A 20,844-nucleotide genomic window follows, 5' to 3' on the forward strand; every position below is an offset into this window, starting at 1 on the left:
CCGGCACACCCGCCAACGCGATAGTCGGGATTCTGTAGGAGCAGTCTGTAAGACAAACGCTCAATTCATACGCCCGTTTGATTTGGGTACGTCACCTTCACGGAATTTCCAACAATTGTCAATCGCCCAAAATGCGGGTTGGAATGCGACTTTGCGGTCATTTCCGTACCACACAGATCCACAACACGCGCCTGCATGTGAAGCCATTCATAGGATCAATAGTTAGAAAAGTCGCCCTAATTCACAGCGAGGCCTGTTTAAAAGTCTACGCTCACGGGACGATAGGTAAATGCGCTGCCCGTTTGAAGCCGGGTCAGTGGTAGAAAAGTTTCCGGCCTGCCTGGCCAACCCCGCCCGATGAATCATGTCGGGCTTTTTATTGCTCGTCTGCCGGACGTTTCGCACCGTTGCGGTGCGAAAAATCCGTGGGTCACGCCAGCGCTTTCAGAGTGGCGTCGATATCCAGCAAAACCGTGGCTTCGCCCTTCTCGCCCCAGTACAAGGCGATCATCTGCTTATCCGCTTCGATCTTGAAGACGTTGCCTGGCAACTTTTCGAAATGATTGAGCAGCGCCCGATCCTCGCAGATTTCCTGCCACTGATTGACCCACACGCCTGGCGATTTTTGCCAGTAGGTCCAGCATGCCGGCTGATTACCGCGACGCGGCCGATGGTATTGCGCGCACGGATCCGGCGGCTCTTGCGACAGCCAGTGCGGCCACTCCTGAGGCGCCAGTTGCATGGCCAGGCCAATACGACGCGCCTCCATGCGCAGAGCGATTCGACCGCTCTGCGCGCGCGATGGGCGCAACCATGCCAGTGGGCTCAATACCACCAACAGGATTGACACCACTATCCAGACCGTCATATCTGTACTCCCGTTTTCTGATGAGCCCATTGCTTCACTTCGGAACCAATGCGCTTGAAACCAGCCATACTTACCAATATTGAACCCTCACGAGGAGCGCCTCATGCCCTACCACCACATCCTGGTCGCCGTAGATCTGACTGAAGAGTGCGACCCCGTCATCCACCGCGCCCGCGAGCTGTCGGTGAGCAACGGCGCCAAGCTGTCGCTGGTGCATATCGTCGAACCGATGGCCATGGCTTTTGGCGGAGACGTACCGATGGACCTGTCACAACTGCAACAGCAGCAGTTCGATCAGGCCAAGGAACGCCTTGAGCGCCTTAAGCTCAAGTACACCGAGCTTGAAGGCGCCAATTGCCACTTGACCTACGGCCAGCCGCGTCAGGAAATCCATCACTTCGCCAAGGAACAGCAATGCGATCTGATCGTGGTCGGCAGCCATGGCCGTCATGGTCTGGCGCTATTGCTGGGCTCGACAGCCAATGATGTGCTGCACGGCGCGCCTTGCGATGTGCTGGCGGTGCATCTGGTCAAACGCTAAATCCTGCAGGAGCGGCCGAAGGCTGCGGTCTTGCAGATCAAAAGATCACAGCCATCGGCAGCCCCTGCAAAAAGCCCGGCCTCACGCGAATGAGGCCGGGCTTTTTAATGGCTGAAGCAATCAGGCATCCAGCTCGGCCCAACGCTCTACCAACGCTTCCAGTTCCGCCTGCAATTGCTCAAGCGAGGCAATGACCTTGGCAGTCTCTGCCGCAGGACGCTGATAGAAACCGCTGTCGGCCATTTCAGCCTCAACGGCAGCGATCTGCTGCTCCTTGGCATCAATATCGCCCGGCAACGCTTCCAGCTCGCGCTGCAGCTTGTAGCTCAGCTTTTTCTTGGCAGCCGGAGCAGCAACTGGCGCAGCAGCGGCCGGCTCAGCAGTAACCACTGCCGAGTTCAGGTCAGCTTTGCCCGATTTGCTCTCGGTCACGCCTAACAGACGCGGCGAGCCGCCCTGACGGATCCAGTCCTGATAACCGCCGACGTATTCCCGCACCTTGCCTTCACCTTCGAAGACCAGGGTGCTGGTGACCACGTTGTCGAGGAATGCCCGGTCGTGGCTGACCATCAGCACAGTGCCGTTGAACGTCAGCAGCACTTCTTCAAGCAGCTCGAGGGTTTCCACGTCCAGGTCGTTGGTCGGTTCGTCGAGTACCAGCAGGTTCGCTGGCTTGCTGAACAGCTTGGCCAGCAACAGACGCGCACGCTCACCACCCGACAGCGCCTTGACCGGCGTGCGAGCACGCTGCGGGCTGAACAGGAAGTCACCGAGGTAGCTCAGTACGTGACGGCTCTGACCGTCGATATCGATAAAGTCACGACCTTCGGCGACGTTGTCGATTACGGTTTTTTCCAGATCCAGCTGATGGCGCAACTGGTCGAAGTACGCCACGTCGATCCGCGTACCCTCTTCCACTTTACCGCTGGTTGGCTGCAAGCCGTTGAGCATCAGCTTCAACAGGGTGGTCTTGCCGGTACCGTTGGCGCCAAGCAGACCGATACGGTCGCCGCGCTGCAGAACCATCGAGAAATCCTTGATCAGGAACGGGCCGCCCGGATGAGCAAAGCTCACGTTCTCGAGCACCATCACCTGCTTGCCGGACTTGTCGGCGGTGTCCAGCTGAATGTTGGCCTTGCCGGTACGCTCACGACGCTCGCTGCGCTCAACGCGCAGGGCTTTCAGGGCGCGCACGCGACCTTCGTTACGGGTACGACGGGCCTTGATGCCCTGACGGATCCACACTTCTTCCTGGGCCAGACGCTTGTCGAACAGCGCGTTGGCAGTGGCTTCGGCAGCGAGCTCGGCTTCTTTGTGCACGAGGAAGCTGGCGTAGTCGCCGTTCCAGTCGATCAGGCCGCCGCGATCCAGTTCCAGGATGCGCGTGGCGAGGTTTTGCAAGAAGGAACGGTCGTGCGTGATGAACAACACGGCGCCCTGGAAATCTTTCAGCGCTTCTTCAAGCCAGGCAATCGCACCGATGTCCAGGTGGTTGGTTGGCTCGTCGAGCAGCAGCAGATCCGGCTCGGACACCAGCGCCTGCGCCAGCAGCACGCGACGACGCCAGCCACCGGACAACTCGGCGAGGGTCTTGTCGGCCGGCAGTTGCAGGCGACTGAGGGTGCTGTCGACCAGGGTCTGCAAGCGCCAGCCATCACGGGCTTCGAGGTCGTGCTGAACGTGCATGAGCTTGTCCAGATCGGCATCGGTAACGATGTTCTGGCTCAAGTGATGGTATTCAGCGAGCAACGCGCCAACGCCGTCGAGGCCTTCAGCCACCACGTCGAATACTGTCCGCTCGTCGGCCACAGGCAATTCTTGCGGCAGTTCGCCGATTTTCAGACCGGGGGCACGCCACACCGAGCCGTCATCAGGCTTCTGGTCGCCCTTGACCAGTTTCATCATGCTGGACTTGCCAGTGCCGTTGCGGCCGATGATGCACACCCGCTCACCACGGGCGATCTGCCAGGACACCTTGTCCAACAACGGCATAGCGCCGAACGCAAGGGACACATCGCTGAATTTGAGCAGGGTCATGAGCTTCTCCAAAAACCGGGGGCGCATTCTACCTGACTTGAGGCTTCAGCAGGCCGGCAATTTGTCTGTCGAAGCACTCTGCACAACATTTGTTGCGAACTTGTGCTGCAAGGCCCGCAAAGCTTTCGCCGCTCGCCGGCAAAAGGCTAAGCTACAGATAATTCAGTGCTGATTGATGTCGGCACTTGTCATGATTTCTCTGCCCGGATGTCTCATGCGCAGTCGCCTCTTCAGTGTTTTGTCCTGTTTGCTACTCTCCGCCGCTGCCGTTCAATCCGCCCAGGCGGTGGACCTGTCCACCCAGCGTCAGTATTACGATGAAGCCAAACGCGCGTTGGCCAAGGGCGATACCGGCCCATATATGCGCTATAGCCAGGCGCTGGCCGATTACCCCCTCGAGCCGTATCTTGCTTACGACGAGCTGACCGCACGCCTGAAAAGCGCCAGCAATGCGGAAATAGAGAAATTCCTCGCCGAGCACGGTGACCTGCCCCAGGCCAACTGGATGAAGCTGCGCTGGTTGCGCTGGCTGGCCGATCGCGGTGACTGGGCGACCTTCGTCAAGTATTACGATCCCAAGCTCAATTTCACCGAACTGGACTGCCTGAACGCGCAGTACCAGATCAGCCACAACAAAAAGACCGAAGGTTACGCCGCCACCGAAAAGCTCTGGCTGACCGGCAAGTCGCAACCCGCCGCGTGCGATGCACTGTTCGGCATGTGGGCCGCCGAGGGTCAACTGACCGAACAGAAGCGCTGGGAGCGCACCAAGCTTGCCGCCCAGGCGCGCAACTATCCGCTGGCCAACAGCCTGATCAACGGCCTGACCACCCTCGCCCCCCGTGGTCGCCTGTTGGTGGATGTGGCGCAGAAACCCGAACTGCTCAACCAGCCGTCGCGTTTTACTCCGGCCGATGAGCCGATGTCCGATGTTGTCAGCCTCGGCCTGCGCCGCCTCGCCCGTCAGGATCCGGACAAAGCCATGGCGCTGCTCGACGGATACGCCAGCAGCATGCATTTCTCCCGTGATGAGAAAGTCGCGATCGCCAGGGAAATCGGCCTGACGCTGGCCCGCCGCTTCGACAGCCGCGCACTGGACGTGATGACCAAATACGACCCGGAACTGCGTGACAACACCGTCTCCGAATGGCGCCTGCGCCTGCTTCTTCGTCTGGCGCGCTGGGACGATGCTTATCAATTGACCCGCCGTCTGCCGCAGGATCTGGCTACCACCAACCGCTGGCGTTACTGGCAGGCGCGCAGTCTTGAGCTGGCGCAACCGCAGAACCCGGAAGCGCAGCCCCTGTACAAAAATCTTTCGCGCGAGCGTGATTTCTACGGTTTCCTCGCCGCTGACCGTTCGCAATCTCCTTACTCGCTGAACAATAAACCGCTGGTGCTTAGCCAGGCACTGATCAACAAGGTACGCAACACGCCCGGCGTGCGCCGCGCACTTGAGTTCCATGCACGCGGGCAGATCGTCGACGGACGCCGCGAGTGGTACCACGTCAGCCGTCACTTCAACCGCGACGAAATGGTTGCCCAGGCCAAACTGGCCTACGACCTGAAGTGGTATTTCCCGGCGATCCGCACCATCAGTCAGGCGCAATACTGGGACGATCTGGACATCCGTTTCCCGATGGCCCACCGCGATACCCTGGTGCGTGAGGCCAAGGTTCGTGGTCTGCATTCGAGCTGGGTGTTCGCCATCACCCGTCAGGAAAGTGCGTTCATGGACGACGCCCGCTCCGGCGTTGGCGCCAGCGGCCTGATGCAATTGATGCCCGGCACCGCCAAGGAAACTTCACGCAAGTTCAACATCCCCCTGGCCTCGCCGCAGCAAGTGCTGAACCCGGACAAGAACATCCAGCTCGGTGCCGCTTACCTGAGCCAGGTGCACAGCCAGTTCAATGGCAACCGTGTCCTCGCCTCCGCCGCCTATAACGCCGGCCCCGGACGCGTGCGTCAATGGCTGCGCGGCGCCGATCACCTGAGCTTCGACGTGTGGGTGGAAAGCATCCCGTTCGACGAAACGCGCCAGTACGTACAGAACGTGCTGTCCTATTCGGTGATCTACGGCCAGAAGCTCAACTCACCGCAGCCGCTGGTGGATTGGCATGAACGCTATTTCGATGATCAGTGATCAGCAGGCTAACGCCGAGTAATAAAAAATGCCCGTATCGCGAGATACGGGCATTTTTTGTAACGTGCAAAGATCAAAAGGTCACAACCTGGGGCAGCGTCTACACGACGGCCGCCTGTCCATCGTTGAACTGCAACGCCGCCAACCGCGCATACAACGGATTGCTCGCAATCAATTCCTGATGTGTACCCACCGCGACCAGTTTGCCTTGATCCATCACCGCGATCCGGTCGGCATTTTTTACGGTGGCCAAGCGATGGGCAATGACCAGCGTGGTGCGGTTTTGCATCAGGTTCGGCAAGGCTTGCTGGATCAGGTGTTCGCTTTGCGCATCAAGGGCGCTGGTGGCTTCGTCCAGCAACAGAATCGGCGCGTCGACCAGCAACGCCCGAGCGATGGCCAGACGCTGGCGTTGGCCGCCGGAAAGTCCAAGCCCGCCGTCGCCCAAATGTGTCTGGTAGCCGTCAGGCATTTGCTCGATGAAGTCGTGGGCGTGGGCGATTCTCGCCGCTTCCTTGACCTGCTCAAGCGTGGCCGTTGGGCAGCCATAGCGGATATTCTCCTCCACGCTGCCGAAAAACAGTGCTGGCGTTTGTGAAACCAGGGCAAAACAACGGCGCAGATCCAGCGGGTCGAGGCTGGTCAGCGGCACGCCGTCCAGTAGAATCCGGCCCTCACGAGGATCGTAAAAGCGCAGCAGCAAGTCATACACCGTGGATTTACCCGCGCCGGATGGTCCTACCAGCGCCAGGGTTTCGCCGGCCCTGACCGTGAGATTCAAGCCATCGACTGCGAAGCTTTCTGGACGCGAGGGGTAGGCAAAGCACACATCCTGCAATTCCAGCTCACCGCGCACGCGCGCGGGCAATGTCACCAATCCAGTCTCCGGTGGCTGGATGATATTTTCCGAACGCAGCAATTCAGCAATCCGCTCGGCGGCACCCGCAGCGCGCTGAAGCTCGCCGATCACCTCACTCAACGTACCAAACGCGCTGCCGACGATCAGGCTGTAGAACACAAACGCCGCCAGTTCACCGGCAGAAATCCGCCCGGCGATCACGTCCATACCACCGACCCACAACATCACCGCGACAGCGCCAAGCACCAGCACGATCACCAATGTAATCAGCCAGGCACGCTGGAAGATCCGTTTGCGTGCGGTCTCGAAAGCCTGCTCGACCGTTGAGGCAAAACGTTGCTCGTCCTGTATTTGATGGTTGTACGCCTGCACGGTTTTGATCTGGCCGAGGGTTTCGGACACATAGCTGCCAATGTCGGCGATCCGGTCCTGGCTCTGTCGCGACAGATTGCGCACACGTCGACCAAAAATCAGGATCGGTGCAATCACCAGCGGTAGCGCGATCACCACGATGCTGGTGAGTTTGGGATTGGTGATGAACAGCAGAACGATGCCGCCGATCACCATCAACAGATTGCGTAGAAACAGCGAAAGCGACGAGCCGATCACCGATTGCAGCAATGTCGTATCTGCTGTCAGGCGTGACTGGATTTCCGAGCTGCGATTGTCTTCGTAAAAACCGGGATGCAGGTACACCAGGTGGTTGAACACCTGTCGACGGATGTCGGCGACGACACGTTCGCCGATCCAGGAGACCAGATAAAACCGGGCGAAGGTGCCGACCGCGAGGCCCAGGACCAACAGCATGAACAGTCCAATGGATTGGTTGAGCAAATCCGCCGATTGGGTCATGAAACCCTGATCAACCAACAACTTGATGCCCTGCCCCATGGATAAGGTGATGCCGGCGGTGACGATCAATGCGAGCAGCGCACCGAAGGCCTGCCAGCGATAAGGCACGAGGAAATGACTGGTCAGGCGCAAGGCGCGCCGGTGCCGCGAGGAAAGCATCGAGATCATTCGGGTTCACACGTGTGCTTATGGATAGGGCCAGCCTACACACTCAAATGGGGTGGAACTCTGTAAATCACAATGAGTCAGTTTAAATATGCCCCCAAAGACTAGGCCATAGTTGCTATTGGTCTAAAGTCCCGATTGAGGCGAGCGGTCATTTCTGTTTGAGTAGAGATGCCGCCGCCGACGGATCGCAGGGAGCTGTCACAGCCCGGTCACGTGGGGGTTTTAACCTAGGCGCACAACCTGATGAGGAGACAGGCCATGTCCTTGCAACAAAGCAGCGAAGACAAGATTCAAGTGATCCGTACCAAACCCGGCCAGACTCTGGGTTGCTCGATTATTGATGAAAAAGGCCGCGAAGTACCGATCACTGAAGACATGATCCAGGACGCTTGCCGCGAACTGGAGAAGCGATTGGTCAAGCCTGCCGAACAAGAGTGATATAGCCACCGTCTTCCTGACCCGGCCCATCTGGCCGGGTTTTTTATGCCTGCTTCCGCCCTACGGGGGAATGGGCTAGAGAGCTACTGCTCCGAGCGCTGTCACGATCTGGCGCAACGTTGGCGAATGCCCCTCGATCCGTACTTTCAACCCTTCAATCTCGCGCCGAACCGGATACTGCTTGCGCAAAACATCGAACGCCGCACGTTGCTCGGCGACATTGCCTACAAGACTGCGGCGAAAATCCGCGTCATCCCGGCGTGGGTCGTACACGCCACGGCACAACATCGCCAACGCCCAGGCCGGATCACTGTCGGCATGCAAGGTTACTTGCGACAACCACGGCGCCGGCAGCAGGTCATTGAGCTGGATGCTCGCAGGCTGATCAATGAACTCGCAGTACGCTTGATAAATCTGCGCCGTGCCGCGCTGCTTGCCGTCGAGGCTGTAACCGGCAATGTGCGGCGTGGCCAGCACACAGAGTTCGGCAAGAGCCACATCGACCTCGGGTTCGGCCTCCCAGACATCGAGCACCGCTTGCAGGTCTTCGCGCTCCAGTAGCACTTCGCGTAGCGCAGCGTTATCCACGACCGGCCCACGCGCTGCGTTGATCAACCACGCGCCAGGTTTGAGTTGCTGCAAACGTTGTTGATCGAACAGGTGCCAAGTCGCACTGTTACCGCTGCGGGTCAGCGGTGTGTGCAGGCTGATCACGTCGCACTGTCCGATGATCTGCTCCAGGCTGACGTAATCCCCCCCCTCGGCAGCCTGACGTGGCGGATCACAGACTTTCACGTTCCAGCCCAGGCCCTTCAAGACGTTGATCAGGCGCCCACCGACTTCACCGGCGCCGACGACTCCGTAAGTACGCTGAGTCAGATCAACGCCCTCGATTTCGGCAAGCGTCATCAGGCTGCCGAGCACATAGTCGACCACGCCTCGGGCATTGCAGCCGGGCGCGCTCGACCAGGTGATGCCCGCCTCGTTGAAATATTCGAGATCCAGGTGATCAGTGCCGATGGTGCAGGTGCCAACGAAGCGAACCTTGCTGCCCACGAGCAGCGCGCGGTTGACGTTGGTCACCGAACGCACCAATAACACGTCGGCCTGCTCGACCGTCGCACGGTCAATGGAACGGCCGGGCACTCGGCGGATCTCGCCAAAACCGGCAAAAAAGGCATCGAGCAGCGGGATATTTTCGTCAGCAACAATCAGCATGGCGGGCTCCTTGGGCGGATCGGCAGTTTAGGTGCAGATACGCGGTTGGGCCAGCGGGGTTTGATTCCAATCACGACAACGACATGCCCCCTGTGGCGAGGACGGCGCAAAGCCATGAGTGATTACAAATCCGCAACACAGGATTTTTCCTGACCAACACGTCAGCGGCGTAGAATGCGCCGCCTTGCGCATCAACATCTGTGGACGCTTTGCCTGTGAATCCTGTAACTGACCAACCTGTCGCCCTCTCCCTCTCCCGCCCCGCGCGGATTCGCCTGGAGTTCAAGACTCTGCTTGCCCTGGCGGTGCCGATCATCATCGCGCAACTGGCAACCACGGCCATGGGCTTTGTCGATGCGGTGATGGCCGGGCGCGTCGGTCCAAAGGATCTGGCGGCGGTAGCACTGGGCAACTCGATCTGGGTGCCGGTATTTCTGTTGATGACCGGCACCCTGCTGGCCACCACTCCCAAAGTCGCCCAGCGTTACGGCGCCGGAACCCATAGCGAGATCGGTCCGATCGTGCGCCAGGCATTGTGGCTGGCGCTGGTAGTGGGCTTGATCGCTACCGCGATGCTGGTTGCCGCAGAGCCGATTCTGCATTTGATGAATGTCGATCCCGAGCTGATCGGCCCGTGCATGCAGTACTTGCATGGCATAGCCAGCGGTTTGCCGGCGGTGGCGTTCTATCATGTGCTGCGCTGCTTCAGTGACGGCCTCGGTCGTACTCGTCCGGCGATGGTGCTGGGTTTATGCGGGCTGGCGCTGAATATTCCCCTCAACTACATCTTCATCTATGGCCACTTTGGCGTGCCGGCCATGGGCGGCGTCGGTTGCGGCTGGGCCACGGCGATCGTGATGTGGGTGATGGCGCTGGGTCTGGCCGGTTATGAGCGCTGGGCCCCGGCGTATCGTTCGAGTGAATTGTTCAGCCGTTTCGATTGGCCGCAGTGGGCGGTGATCAAGCGTCTGCTGGCCATCGGTTTGCCAATCGGCATCGCGGTGTTTGCCGAGTCGAGCATCTTCGCGGTGATCGCGCTGTTGATCGGCAGCCTCGGCGCTACCGTGGTCGCCGGGCACCAGATTGCGCTGAACGTCAGCTCACTGGTGTTCATGATTCCTTATTCGCTGGGCATGGCCGTGACCGTGCGCGTCGGTCAGGCCCTGGGCCGTGAGGAACCACGCGAGGCGCGTTTCGCCGCCGGCGTCGGCATGGGGACTGCACTGGCCTATGCGTGTCTCTCGGCGAGTATGATGTTGTTGCTGCGTGAGCCGATTGCGGCGATTTACACGGCTGACCCGACAGTGATTCATATCGCGGCGATGCTGATTGTGTATTCGGCGCTGTTCCAGTTCTCCGACGCGATCCAGGTCACCGCTGCCGGCGCGCTGCGCGGTTATCAGGACACGCGAGTAACGATGATCCTGACGCTGTTCGCCTATTGGGGCATCGGCCTGCCAGTGGGTTACGCCCTCGGCCTGACCGACTGGCTCGGCGAGCCGCGTGGCCCGAGCGGGTTGTGGCAGGGTCTTATCGTCGGCCTGAGCTGCGCCGCGCTGATGCTGTCGATCCGCTTGACTCGCAGCGCGCGCAAGCGCATTCGGATCAGTCGCTCGCTGGGCTGAGTCCTTTTACGCGAGACAAAAAATGTGGGAGCCAGCCTGCTGGCGATGATGGAGAGTCAGTCAACATAGACGTTGAATTGACTACCACATCGCCAGCAGGCTGGCTCCCACATTTGGTTTAGCGTTGGCCTGAGGCTCAGGCTTGTTTTTTGCGGATCCAGTACAGATAAGTCCCGGCGTCTTCGTGCTGGCCGACCAGTTCATGGTCGAGAAACACGCAAAACTTGGGAATGTCGCGGCGGGTCGAGGGATCCGTAGCGATCACCTTGAGCAGGCCACCGGGTACCAGATCACGGATGTGCTGGTGCAACATCATTACCGGCTCCGGGCAATTGAGGCCGGTAGCGTCGAGGGTGCCGTCGACCGGGGTATCGATCATTTCACTCATGATTAACTCCTGAAACTGGCCGGCATTGTCGCGCATTGCCGGGTGCTCGGTCACCTGTGGCTTCGCACTAATCCCCTGTGAACTGCCGAAGGCTGCGATCTTTGCTTTTTGAAAGATCAAAAGATCGCAGCCTGCGGCAGCTCCTGCACGGGGGGCGTTTGCATTTAGCGGGATTTGGTTTTCTTCACGTCATGCCGGCGCAGATGGCAGGTCACTTCCTCGCGGTCGTGATACAGCTGCTTGCAGCCGATATCGACCTTGATACCGCGCGCCTTGAAACCATCGGCAATGCGCTCAAGCAAACGCTTCACTTCGGCATAACGCTGCTTCATCGGCAGTTTCAAGTTGACCACCGCCTCGCGGCAATGCCCTTCGCCGATCCACTCTTCGAGCATCGCCGCGTTACGCGCCGGTTTCTCGACGATGTCACAGACCATCCAGTCCACCGGCTGCTTGGGCTTGAAGGTGAAACCGTCCGCCATCAAGTGTTGCACCAGGCCGGTCTCCATCAGGCTTTCGGCCATCGGGCCGTTGTCGATAGCGGTCACCAGCATGCCGCGGTTGACCAGTTGCCAGGTCCAGCCACCGGGCGCTGCACCAAGGTCAACGCCGGTCATGTCACTGTGCAAACGATCTTCCCACTGATCACGCGGGATGAAATGGTGCCAGGCTTCTTCCAGCTTCAACGTCGAACGGCTTGGAGCCTCACGCGGAAACTTCAGGCGGGGAATGCCCATTGGCCACATCGCCGAGTTACCGGCATCAGCCATACCCAGAAATACTTCACGGCCGCTTTTGAATGTCAGCAACAGACGCGGCTTGTTTGCGTCTTCAACCAGTTTGCCGGCACCCGTCAGCGCCTTGCGCAGCGGGCCTTCGAATTTCTTGCAGAAGTTCGACAGCTCTTTGCCATCGTTGGTATCGACGACCTCCAGCCACAGACTGCCGCACACCGGGAATTCGGCCATGTGCGCGAGGATCACGCTGATGCGGTCGGTTTCCGGCAGATCAATGAAAACGCCGCGCGCCCATTGGCGCGGAAAGATCAGCTCGGCGAAACGCTGACCGCGCATCAGACGCTCGGCGCCGTCTTCTTCGGTGCAGACAAACTCCGCGTACGCAGTGGCGGTTTTCGCCTTGGCGTAACCGGACACGTTCAACTGGGCAGCAAGGTCGGAAATCTCCGAGCAGACTTCGCCTTCGAAACCTGGCCGGCAATGCATGAATAGGGTGTTCATTCTTACTCCTGAGCAGCGGGCGAACATTCGGCCCCTGCGCGATGCTCAGGCCTTGCGTTGAAGCAAAGCCTGTCACGAAAACCGGCGCATGATAGCCGATGTCGGAACCTTGGTTCTCTTCATAGAGTCCAGTTATTAGCCAGCTAATGAAAACAGGGCTACGTTGATAGCTCTGCCCGTCCCCTCAATCCGTAGCAGTGCGGATTCAAAGGAGTGATTGCAATGCCGTCCCTAGATAGCCTGAAGACCCTTAAAACACTAAAAATCGACGACAAAACCTACCACTATTTCAGTTTGCCGGATGCTGCCAAAAGCTTGGGTAATATCGACAAACTGCCAATGTCGCTGAAAGTCCTGCTGGAAAACCTGCTGCGCTGGGAAGATGAAAAAACTGTCACCGGCGCCGACCTCAAGGCAATTGCTGCGTGGCTCAAGGAGCGTCGCTCCGACCGGGAAATCCAGTACCGCCCTGCCCGCGTATTGATGCAGGATTTTACCGGCGTCCCCGCCGTGGTCGACCTCGCGGCGATGCGCGCGGCCATGGCCAAGGCCGGCGGCGATCCGCAGCGAATCAATCCGCTATCCCCGGTGGATCTGGTGATCGACCACTCGGTGATGGTCGACAAGTTCGCCACGCCCAGCGCATTTGAGCAGAACGTCGACATCGAAATGCAGCGCAACGGCGAACGCTATGCCTTCCTGCGCTGGGGGCAAAGTGCCTTTGACAACTTCAGCGTAGTGCCGCCGGGCACCGGGATCTGCCACCAGGTCAACCTCGAATACCTCGGCCGCACCGTGTGGACCAAGGATGAAGACGGCCGCACCTACGCCTTTCCCGACACGCTGGTTGGCACCGACTCCCACACCACCATGATCAACGGCCTCGGCGTGCTCGGCTGGGGTGTCGGCGGGATCGAAGCGGAAGCGGCGATGCTCGGGCAACCGGTGTCGATGCTGATTCCGGAAGTGGTTGGCTTCAAACTCACCGGCAAACTAAAGGAAGGCATCACCGCCACCGACCTGGTGCTGACCGTTACGCAGATGCTGCGCAAGAAAGGCGTGGTCGGCAAATTTGTCGAGTTTTATGGTGATGGCCTCGCCGACCTGCCGCTGGCTGACCGTGCGACCATCGCCAACATGGCCCCGGAATACGGTGCGACATGCGGCTTCTTCCCGGTCGATGACGTAACGCTGGAGTACCTGCGTCTGTCCGGACGGCCAACGGAAGTGGTGAAACTGGTGGAGGCGTATACCAAGGCCCAGGGGTTGTGGCGTCTGCCCGGTCAGGAGCCGGTGTTCACCGACAGTCTGGCGCTGGACATGGGCAGCGTCGAGGCCAGCCTGGCAGGGCCGAAACGCCCGCAAGACCGCGTCTCGCTGCCAAATGTCGCACAAGCCTTCAGTGACTTCCTTGACCTGCAATTCAAACCGACGAGCAAGGAAGAAGGACGCCTGGAAAGCGAGGGCGGTGGCGGCGTCGCGGTGGGCAATGCCGATCTGGTCGGCGAAACGGAGTATGAACACGACGGCCACACCTATCGCCTGAAAAACGGCGCGGTGGTCATCGCTGCGATCACGTCGTGTACCAACACTTCCAACCCGAGTGTGATGATGGCTGCAGGGCTCTTGGCGAAAAAAGCCGTGGAGAAAGGCCTGACGCGCAAACCGTGGGTAAAGAGTTCGCTGGCGCCAGGTTCGAAAGTGGTCACTGACTACTACAAGGCGGCGGGGCTGACGCAATACCTCGACCAGCTTGGTTTTTCGCTGGTCGGCTATGGCTGCACCACCTGCATCGGTAACTCCGGGCCATTGCCGGAACCGATCGAAAAAGCCATCCAGAAAGCTGACCTCGCCGTCGCTTCGGTGCTGTCCGGCAACCGCAACTTTGAAGGCCGCGTGCACCCACTGGTGAAAACCAACTGGCTGGCCTCGCCACCGCTGGTGGTAGCTTATGCCTTGGCTGGCACGGTTCGTACCGACATCAGTAGCGAACCGCTGGGCAACGACCAACAGGGCAATCCGGTTTACCTGCGTGACATCTGGCCAAGCAGCCGGGAAGTCGCCGACGCGGTGAGTCAGGTCAGCACTGCCATGTTCCACAAGGAATACGCCGAAGTGTTTGCCGGTGACGAACAGTGGCAAGCCATCGAGGTGCCACAGGCCGCCACCTATGTGTGGCAGGACGATTCGACTTACATCCAGCATCCACCGTTCTTCGACGACATTTCCGGCCCGTTGCCAGAGATCAAGGATGTGAAGGGGGCGCGGATGTTGGCGCTGCTCGGCGACTCGGTGACCACCGACCACATTTCCCCTGCCGGCAACATCAAGGCTGACAGCCCGGCCGGGCGTTATCTGCGCGAAAAAGGCGTCGAGCCGCGGGACTTCAACTCTTACGGTTCACGTCGCGGCAACCACGAAGTGATGATGCGCGGTACCTTCGCCAACATTCGTATACGCAATGAGATGCTCAGCGGCGAAGAAGGTGGCAACACGATCTACATTCCGTCCGGTGAGAAACTGCCGATCTACGATGCCGCCATGCGCTATCAGGCGTCCGGAACACCGCTGGTGGTGATTGCCGGGCAAGAATACGGCACCGGCTCCAGCCGCGACTGGGCGGCCAAAGGAACCAATTTGCTGGGCGTCAAAGCCGTGATCACCGAGAGCTTCGAGCGCATACACCGTTCCAACCTGGTGGGCATGGGCGTCTTGCCGCTGCAATTCAAACTCGATCAGAACCGCAAGAGTCTGAACCTGACCGGCAAGGAAACCTTCGAGATTCAAGGCCTGACCGGCGTATCCCTGACACCACGCATGAACCTGCCTCTGGTGATCACTCGTGAAGACGGGCGACAGGAGAAAATCGAAGTGCTGTGCCGCATCGACACCCTGAATGAAGTGGAGTACTTCAAGTCAGGGGGGATTCTGCATTATGTGCTGCGGCAGCTAATCGCTTCATAAACACGTGCCCCCTGTAGGAACTGCCGTGAGCTCGGCAGCTCCTACAGGGTTCCGTACTTTTCTTGGGGCGAAAAAAAACCCGCCGAAGCGGGTTTTTCCCAAGACCATTATCGACTCCCTGTCGGCAGCGATCCTTGCAATGGTCGATCATCCTTGATCCTGAAGTACTCCCTGTGCTTCAGTTGATGGACGTAGATTACGTGGTGGATCCAATCGACAATAGTCGTAATAGCTACCATCGCGTGTAAGACATTCGCCATAGAAGCACTTCCGAAAACCCTTAGAAGGGTCAGGCATTGAGCATGCCCGCCGCGATTTGCGCGACTTTCAACTGCCCAGAGGCCCTATTCTGCAGGCCATCCTCCAGAAACCAGGCAGCGGACAATCCGGCAAACGCCAGCACCCATTGCAGCAGTCGGCGACGATCAAGCCCTGCGGCCTCGGCGATCACTTCAACTTGCCGCTGGAGGCGCTCAGGGTCGCCGGCGCTCGGTAGATCCGGGTTACAGATCAGATTGGCGTAGTCGAAACCGCGCTCTCCCCTAACCCGTTTCGGATCAATCGCCAGCCAGCCGCGCGCACCGAAATCCAGAACGTTGTCGTGGTGCATGTCACCGTGCAGTACCACCTCCTCCTGCGGGTCGGCAAGCAAGGCTTCGGCGGTTTGCAGACTCAAGGCGTAGAGCCCGCCCTCTTGTGCGGCCGCCACTCGCAGAGAAGCAAACCACGGCGTCAACTCCAACAGCGGCGGTGCCGGTATCGCGCGTGGTGTATGCAAACGTGCCAACGCTTTGCACAGAATGCGGCTGGCTTCGTCGTCCTCGCCGTTCATCGCCATATGCATCAACGAACGCCTGCCGATGGCCCGCTCCATCAGCAAGCCATCCTCATGATGAGCCAACACCCGTGCGGCACCGTCGCCATCCCACCAAATCATCAGCAGGTTGCCGTACTTCTCATCCGTATCATCGACCAATTTCAGCATGGCGGGCGCATCACCCAGGCGCACCGGCAACAAACGGCTGCCGGGGGTGATGATCGGTGCCCCGTCCGGCACCAGTGACCAGCGTTTGAGCCAAGGGTCGAAGATCGCGCTCTCAACCACCGTCACGCTCACGTGCCCGGGCGCTTTCCGCGAGAAACTGTTCAAGCCTGCTCAACTGTTCTTCCCAGCCACGGCTGTCCATGTAATAGGCCTCTTTCTGGCGGATGTCGGGAATGTGCGCGAAACCGGACTCAGACACCTTGAGCAACGTGCCACCCTCAAAGTCTTCCAGCTCGAACCTGACCAGCGTTGTCGGTTCCTGGGAATAGTCGATCTTCGGATTGACCGCATACGGATGCCATCGGAACGAGAACAATTGCTGCGGCTCGACCCGTTCGATCAATACGTTCCACAACACATGTTCATAACCCGGATACGTGACCTGCCCTTGCGTCCATTCTCCGGCAATAAAACGCCTGCCCTCCAGCGCCACACCAAACCACTGGCCAAACGCCTCGGCATCAACCAATGCACGCCAGACATGTGAACGCGACGCCTTGAGCGTGATTTTGCGTTCGAAACTATTGGGTACTGGTTTCATACGTCACCTCCTGTTCTGAACAGTAGGCTTGTATGACCACATGTCCAAGGTGAAGTTGTATCAAAGCGGTTCAGCTGTGCAAAAGACAGGAAACATCCGGCTGCATTTTCCATTGGTGAATCGAACAATTTTCACCACAACCCAGCGGGTGAAGCTGATACCTTTTCCATCGATGCTGAACCGAACAAGGACGAATCATGCAGCCATCCCTCCCCGAACGTTATCGTGGCGCCTTGCTAGGTCTGGCTTGCGGCGACGCGGTCGGCACCACGGTAGAGTTCAAGCCACGCCATTCATTCCAACCATTGACTGACATGGTCGGCGGCGGTCCTTTCCACCTCAAGCCTGGACAGTGGACCGATGACACCTCGATGGCGCTCTGCCTGGCGGAAAGCCTGTTGATCAAGAACGGCTTCGACGCCACTGATCAAATGGGGCGCTATCTCAATTGGTGGAAATGGGGTTACCTGAGTTCGACCGGCGAATGCTTTGATATCGGCATGACCGTCAGTCAGGCGCTGTCGCAATACCAGCAAACAGGTGAGCCCTTTGCGGGGTCGACCGAGCCCAATAGTGCTGGCAACGGCTCTCTGATGCGACTGGCACCGGTGGTGCTGTTTTACTTCCCGGACGACCGGAAAGTCAGAAAATTCTCCAGCGAAAGTTCGCGAACTACCCACGCAGCACCCGAGGCAATCGAAAGCTGCCAACTGTTGGCAGAGCTGATCAACAAAGCACTGCTTGGAGCGTCCAAAACAGAACTGCGCTTTTTGCCAGACTCAACCTTCAGCCAACCGAAAGTCGCGGAGATTGCTCGAGGTAACTATTTCACGAAATCAATAGACGAAATCTGCGGTAGCGGCTACTGCGTCCAGTCGCTGGAAGCAGCGCTTTGGTGTTTTCAGCACACCGACAGTTTTGCGGCGGCAATCCTGCAAGCCGCCAATCTGGGAGATGACGCCGATACCACGGCAGCGATCGTTGGCCAGCTGGCCGGCGCCCACTACGGCGTTCGAGCCATTCCCGCCAATTGGCTGGACCTGCTGCATGACGGTGAAGAGATTGCGGCTACAGCGGACCGCTTGCTGGAAGCCTCAAGACAACAAGTACCTGAATAGATCCTGTGCAATCACTACACTGTTCTGCACTTACATTCGACACAGCGAGAATCTCCATGTCCCCACGTCAGCTCCTGGCCCTGACGCCTTTGCTATTCACCACCCTCACCCACGCCGCCGTTGACTGCGCCAACGCCAGTGATCAGGCGACGATGAATCAGTGCGCCGGGCAGGATTACAAAGCTGCCGACAAAGAATTGAACGCTGTGTATCAGCAGATCACCGGGCGTTTGAAGGACAACCCTGACGGCAAGAAGCTGTTGGTCAGTGCGCAACGCGCATGGATCGGTTTTCGTGATGCCGAGTGCAAGTTTTCGTCTTCGGGCGTGACGGGCGGAAGTGTGTATCCGCTGATTTATAGCAATTGCATGACCGCTGTGACCAAGGTGCGGGTTGAAGCGTTGAAGCAGTACTTGAAGTGTGAAGAAGGTGACATGAGTTGCCCGGTGCCAGGGGCCTGATTGTTGTAGTGACTACAAGACGCTATCGCTGGCAAGCCAGCGATAGCGTCGGTACGGTTGCGGCAACTAGTCCTTTGCATGCAGGCGTAGACCTCGACAACTTCCAGCACAGCCCCAGCCTGCGTGAGCATGTGCTGTGATGCTGTTGCCGGTTACACGTGCGGATCATCCGGCGCTTTGGACGGCGCCGCGTACTGCGGCTTGAGATGTCCGTCCTGATCAAGTAACCAGGCATCCATGATTTGCCGTACCACCGGCCCGGCGACACGACCACCGGCCTCACCGTTTTCTATCATTACCGAAATCGCGATCTTCGGGTGCTCCGCTGGGGCGAAGCCGACGAACAAGGCATTATCGCGGTGGCGCTCGAGCGTCTTCGCGCGGTTGTAGCGCTCACCCTGCTTGATCGCTACCACTTGTGCCGTACCACTTTTACCAGCGATACGATATTGCGCACCCGCCGCCGCCGCACGGGCAATGCCCCGGGCATCGTGCATTACCATCTGCATGCCGTGGTTGACCTGCTCCCAATCGCGCGGATCCTTAAGCAGAATGTTCGGCATCGGATTCTGATCGACCGGCGCCACACCATCGACAGTCTTGGCCAGGTGTGGGCGGTTCCACACGCCTTTGTTGGCGATCAGTGCAGTGGCCTGTGCCAGTTGTAGCGGCGTGACCTGCATATAACCCTGACCAATGCCGAGAATCACCGTTTCTCCCGGGAACCATGCTTGTCGACGTGTAGTGCGTTTCCAGGCTTGGGATGGCATCAGACCAGGAGACTCTTCAAACATGTCCAGCGAGACTTTTTCGCCGAGACCGAACATGGACATGTAGTCGTGCAGGCGATCAATGCCAAGCTTGTGCGCCAGGTCATAGAAGTAGGTGTCATTGGAACGCATGATCGCAGCGTCCATGTCCACCCAGCCGTCGCCGCTGTGGTTCCAGTTACGGTACTTGTGATCGAAGTCCGGAAGTTGGTAGTAACCCGGATCGAAGACTCGGGTCTGCGGTGTGACAACGCCTGCATCGAGCCCCGCGATCGCTACTTCTGGCTTGATGGTCGAGCCCGGTGCGTACAAGCCGCGCAACACGCGGTTGAACAGTGGCCGGTCAATAGAATCACGCAGCGCCGAATACTCTTTGGAGCTGATACCAGTGACGAACAGGTTGGGGTCGAAACTCGGGTTGCTGACCATGGCCAGCACTTCCCCGGTGGACGGATCCAGCGCCACGACCGAACCACGACGACCACCCAAGGCGGCTTCGGCGGCTTCTTGCAGTTTCACGTCAAGGCTCAGGACGATGTTTTTGCCGGGTACAGGGTCAGTGTGTTTGAGCACACGTAACACCCTGCCCTGGGCATTGGTTTCAACCTCCTCATAACCGACGTGCCCGTGTAACTGGGCTTCGTAGAAACGTTCGATGCCAGTCTTGCCGACGGACTGAGTGCCACGGTATTCCACCGAGTCGAGGGTTTTGGATTCTTTTTCGTTAATCCGGCCGACATAGCCTATGGAGTGAGCGAAGTGCATGCCGAGCGGGTAATGTCGAACGAACTGTGGCTCGACATCGAGCCCAGGCAGACGGAACTCGTTGACTGCCAAAACGGCAATCTGCTCTTCGGTCAGTTCATAAAACAGCGTCACCGGCGTGAATGGATGACGGGACTGTTTCATGGCTTTGTCGAACACCGCACGGTCTTCGACGGGGAGGTGCAGGAGATCAATAACCTCGTCAAGCTCCTGATTGACGTCGATAGCGCGCTCGCGAGTGATGGTCAGATTGTAGCTGGGACGGTTATCTGCCAGGAGCACGCCGTTTCGGTCGTAGATCAGTCCGCGTGTTGGCGGGATCGGCAGGACATGGACACGGTTGTTTTCGGAAATGGTCGAGTGGTAGTCGAACTCCACGACTTGCAGGATGTACAGACGCGCTACCAGGGCGCAGCTGACTGCGAAGACAAAAAGGGCGCAGGCGATCAACCGCTTGTTGACCAGACGCGTCTCTTTTTCGTGATCCTTGATCGGGATGGGTTCAGGCATTTCTACAGCAACTCTTTGGCATAAGTGAGTGCCTATCCTTTGGCGAAAAATCAGTCCATGAAAAAAAGCGAGTTGCACCATAACAAAAACTGCTCGGCCACTTAAGAAGGTTTTTCCCAATGGCAACGCTTGTGAAAGCTAGGGTTCGACTCACCCGAGAACTTTTTCGCGGGCAAAACAAAACCCCAACTGCTTTCGCAATTGGGGTTTCGGAATTTAATCTTGACGATGACCTACTCTCACATGGGGAAACCCCACACTACCATCGGCGATGCATCGTTTCACTGCTGAGTTC

At 58.6% G+C, this 20,844-nt stretch carries 17 protein-coding genes and 1 rRNA gene; 8 read left to right on the forward strand and 10 right to left on the reverse strand.

Annotated elements, in window-relative coordinates; translation table 11 throughout:
• Positions 1 to 430: 430 nt before the first annotated feature.
• Entirely contained in the window at positions 431 to 868 is a 438-nt protein-coding gene (locus JJD74_RS21660) for a hypothetical protein (protein WP_200616771.1), read from the reverse strand.
• 103 nt (positions 869 to 971) lie between these two features.
• Here JJD74_RS21660 and JJD74_RS21665 point away from each other — a divergent pair, with 103 nt between their 5' ends.
• The gene (locus tag JJD74_RS21665; RefSeq protein ID WP_042560173.1) at positions 972 to 1,409 is read left to right on the forward strand and encodes a universal stress protein; all 438 of its coding nucleotides are present in this window, start codon (positions 972 to 974) and stop codon (positions 1,407 to 1,409) included.
• A 120-nt stretch (positions 1,410 to 1,529) separates the two neighbouring features.
• On the opposite strand, the gene JJD74_RS21670 is transcribed toward JJD74_RS21665, so the two are convergent.
• Complete coding sequence (locus JJD74_RS21670; RefSeq protein WP_115147209.1) at positions 1,530 to 3,446, reverse strand: ATP-binding cassette domain-containing protein; 1,917 nt, start codon at positions 3,444 to 3,446, stop codon at positions 1,530 to 1,532.
• 214 nt (positions 3,447 to 3,660) lie between these two features.
• Between JJD74_RS21670 and JJD74_RS21675 the strand changes: the two genes are divergently transcribed.
• Positions 3,661 to 5,589: a transglycosylase SLT domain-containing protein gene (locus JJD74_RS21675; RefSeq protein ID WP_200616772.1), complete on the forward strand. Its 1,929-nt coding sequence runs from the start codon at positions 3,661 to 3,663 to the stop codon at positions 5,587 to 5,589.
• A 100-nt stretch (positions 5,590 to 5,689) separates the two neighbouring features.
• Here the strand turns inward: JJD74_RS21675 and JJD74_RS21680 are convergent, their stop codons facing one another.
• The gene (locus tag JJD74_RS21680) at positions 5,690 to 7,468 is read right to left on the reverse strand and encodes an ABC transporter transmembrane domain-containing protein (RefSeq protein WP_200616773.1); all 1,779 of its coding nucleotides are present in this window, start codon (positions 7,466 to 7,468) and stop codon (positions 5,690 to 5,692) included.
• 258 nt (positions 7,469 to 7,726) lie between these two features.
• Here JJD74_RS21680 and JJD74_RS21685 point away from each other — a divergent pair, with 258 nt between their 5' ends.
• Positions 7,727 to 7,906 (forward strand): PA1571 family protein, encoded by a 180-nt coding sequence (locus JJD74_RS21685; RefSeq protein WP_042560177.1) that lies wholly within the window; start codon positions 7,727 to 7,729, stop codon positions 7,904 to 7,906.
• 75 nt (positions 7,907 to 7,981) lie between these two features.
• On the opposite strand, the gene pdxB is transcribed toward JJD74_RS21685, so the two are convergent.
• Positions 7,982 to 9,124, reverse strand: coding sequence for a 4-phosphoerythronate dehydrogenase PdxB (pdxB, locus tag JJD74_RS21690; RefSeq protein ID WP_200616774.1), 1,143 nt, complete (start codon positions 9,122 to 9,124; stop codon positions 7,982 to 7,984).
• 215 nt (positions 9,125 to 9,339) lie between these two features.
• Here pdxB and JJD74_RS21695 point away from each other — a divergent pair, with 215 nt between their 5' ends.
• Positions 9,340 to 10,749, forward strand: a complete 1,410-nt coding sequence (locus JJD74_RS21695; RefSeq protein ID WP_200616775.1) for an MATE family efflux transporter — start codon at positions 9,340 to 9,342, stop codon at positions 10,747 to 10,749.
• Positions 10,750 to 10,885: 136 nt separating this feature from the next.
• Here JJD74_RS21695 and tusA read toward each other — a convergent pair whose 3' ends face one another.
• Positions 10,886 to 11,137, reverse strand: a complete 252-nt coding sequence (tusA, locus tag JJD74_RS21700; RefSeq protein WP_115147206.1) for a sulfurtransferase TusA — start codon at positions 11,135 to 11,137, stop codon at positions 10,886 to 10,888.
• Between the two features lie 164 nt (positions 11,138 to 11,301).
• Positions 11,302 to 12,375: a 23S rRNA (cytidine(2498)-2'-O)-methyltransferase RlmM gene (gene rlmM, locus JJD74_RS21705; RefSeq protein WP_042560180.1), complete on the reverse strand. Its 1,074-nt coding sequence runs from the start codon at positions 12,373 to 12,375 to the stop codon at positions 11,302 to 11,304.
• 222 nt (positions 12,376 to 12,597) lie between these two features.
• On the opposite strand from rlmM, the gene acnA reads away from it, so the two are divergent.
• Positions 12,598 to 15,339, forward strand: coding sequence for an aconitate hydratase AcnA (gene acnA, locus JJD74_RS21710; RefSeq protein ID WP_200616776.1), 2,742 nt, complete (start codon positions 12,598 to 12,600; stop codon positions 15,337 to 15,339).
• A gap of 289 nt (positions 15,340 to 15,628) precedes the next feature.
• Here acnA and JJD74_RS21715 read toward each other — a convergent pair whose 3' ends face one another.
• Complete coding sequence (locus JJD74_RS21715) at positions 15,629 to 16,429, reverse strand: aminoglycoside phosphotransferase family protein (RefSeq protein WP_200616780.1); 801 nt, start codon at positions 16,427 to 16,429, stop codon at positions 15,629 to 15,631.
• A 7-nt stretch (positions 16,430 to 16,436) separates the two neighbouring features.
• Positions 16,437 to 16,925: an SRPBCC family protein gene (locus tag JJD74_RS21720; RefSeq protein WP_042560182.1), complete on the reverse strand. Its 489-nt coding sequence runs from the start codon at positions 16,923 to 16,925 to the stop codon at positions 16,437 to 16,439.
• 197 nt (positions 16,926 to 17,122) lie between these two features.
• Between JJD74_RS21720 and JJD74_RS21725 the strand changes: the two genes are divergently transcribed.
• From JJD74_RS21725 to JJD74_RS31150, 3 genes are read left to right on the forward strand one after another with little or no spacing between them, the layout of a single operon-like run.
• Positions 17,123 to 18,043, forward strand: coding sequence for an ADP-ribosylglycohydrolase family protein (locus tag JJD74_RS21725; RefSeq protein ID WP_200616777.1), 921 nt, complete (start codon positions 17,123 to 17,125; stop codon positions 18,041 to 18,043).
• A gap of 56 nt (positions 18,044 to 18,099) precedes the next feature.
• On the forward strand, positions 18,100 to 18,504 hold the full coding sequence (locus JJD74_RS21730; RefSeq protein WP_042560184.1) for a lysozyme inhibitor LprI family protein: 405 nt from the start codon (positions 18,100 to 18,102) through the stop codon (positions 18,502 to 18,504).
• A gap of 8 nt (positions 18,505 to 18,512) precedes the next feature.
• On the forward strand, positions 18,513 to 18,644 hold the full coding sequence (locus tag JJD74_RS31150; protein ID WP_258558318.1) for a hypothetical protein: 132 nt from the start codon (positions 18,513 to 18,515) through the stop codon (positions 18,642 to 18,644).
• 12 nt (positions 18,645 to 18,656) lie between these two features.
• On the opposite strand, the gene mrdA is transcribed toward JJD74_RS31150, so the two are convergent.
• Together mrdA and rrf are read right to left on the reverse strand one after the other, a co-directional pair.
• Positions 18,657 to 20,549 (reverse strand): penicillin-binding protein 2, encoded by a 1,893-nt coding sequence (mrdA, locus tag JJD74_RS21735; RefSeq protein WP_200616778.1) that lies wholly within the window; start codon positions 20,547 to 20,549, stop codon positions 18,657 to 18,659.
• A gap of 220 nt (positions 20,550 to 20,769) precedes the next feature.
• Positions 20,770 to 20,844, reverse strand: a 5S ribosomal RNA gene (gene rrf, locus JJD74_RS31530); the annotation flags it as partial.

The organism is Pseudomonas sp. MF6776, assembly GCF_016613125.1.
Taxonomy (GTDB): Bacteria; Pseudomonadota; Gammaproteobacteria; order Pseudomonadales; family Pseudomonadaceae; genus Aquipseudomonas; species Aquipseudomonas iridis.

Coding starts and splice junctions, on each gene's coding strand:
- JJD74_RS21675 (WP_200616772.1), top strand. CDS start 3,661: ATGCGCAGTCGCCTCTTCAGTGTTTTGTCCTGTTTGCTACTCTCCGCC.
- JJD74_RS21680 (WP_200616773.1), bottom strand. CDS start 7,468: ATGATCTCGATGCTTTCCTCGCGGCACCGGCGCGCCTTGCGCCTGACC.
- pdxB (WP_200616774.1), bottom strand. CDS start 9,124: ATGCTGATTGTTGCTGACGAAAATATCCCGCTGCTCGATGCCTTTTTT.
- JJD74_RS21725 (WP_200616777.1), top strand. CDS start 17,123: ATGCAGCCATCCCTCCCCGAACGTTATCGTGGCGCCTTGCTAGGTCTG.
- JJD74_RS21670 (WP_115147209.1), bottom strand. CDS start 3,446: ATGACCCTGCTCAAATTCAGCGATGTGTCCCTTGCGTTCGGCGCTATG.
- acnA (WP_200616776.1), top strand. CDS start 12,598: ATGCCGTCCCTAGATAGCCTGAAGACCCTTAAAACACTAAAAATCGAC.
- JJD74_RS21665 (WP_042560173.1), top strand. CDS start 972: ATGCCCTACCACCACATCCTGGTCGCCGTAGATCTGACTGAAGAGTGC.
- tusA (WP_115147206.1), bottom strand. CDS start 11,137: ATGAGTGAAATGATCGATACCCCGGTCGACGGCACCCTCGACGCTACC.
- JJD74_RS21720 (WP_042560182.1), bottom strand. CDS start 16,925: ATGAAACCAGTACCCAATAGTTTCGAACGCAAAATCACGCTCAAGGCG.
- JJD74_RS21730 (WP_042560184.1), top strand. CDS start 18,100: ATGTCCCCACGTCAGCTCCTGGCCCTGACGCCTTTGCTATTCACCACC.
- mrdA (WP_200616778.1), bottom strand. CDS start 20,549: ATGCCTGAACCCATCCCGATCAAGGATCACGAAAAAGAGACGCGTCTG.
- rlmM (WP_042560180.1), bottom strand. CDS start 12,375: ATGAACACCCTATTCATGCATTGCCGGCCAGGTTTCGAAGGCGAAGTC.
- JJD74_RS21660 (WP_200616771.1), bottom strand. CDS start 868: ATGACGGTCTGGATAGTGGTGTCAATCCTGTTGGTGGTATTGAGCCCA.
- JJD74_RS21685 (WP_042560177.1), top strand. CDS start 7,727: ATGTCCTTGCAACAAAGCAGCGAAGACAAGATTCAAGTGATCCGTACC.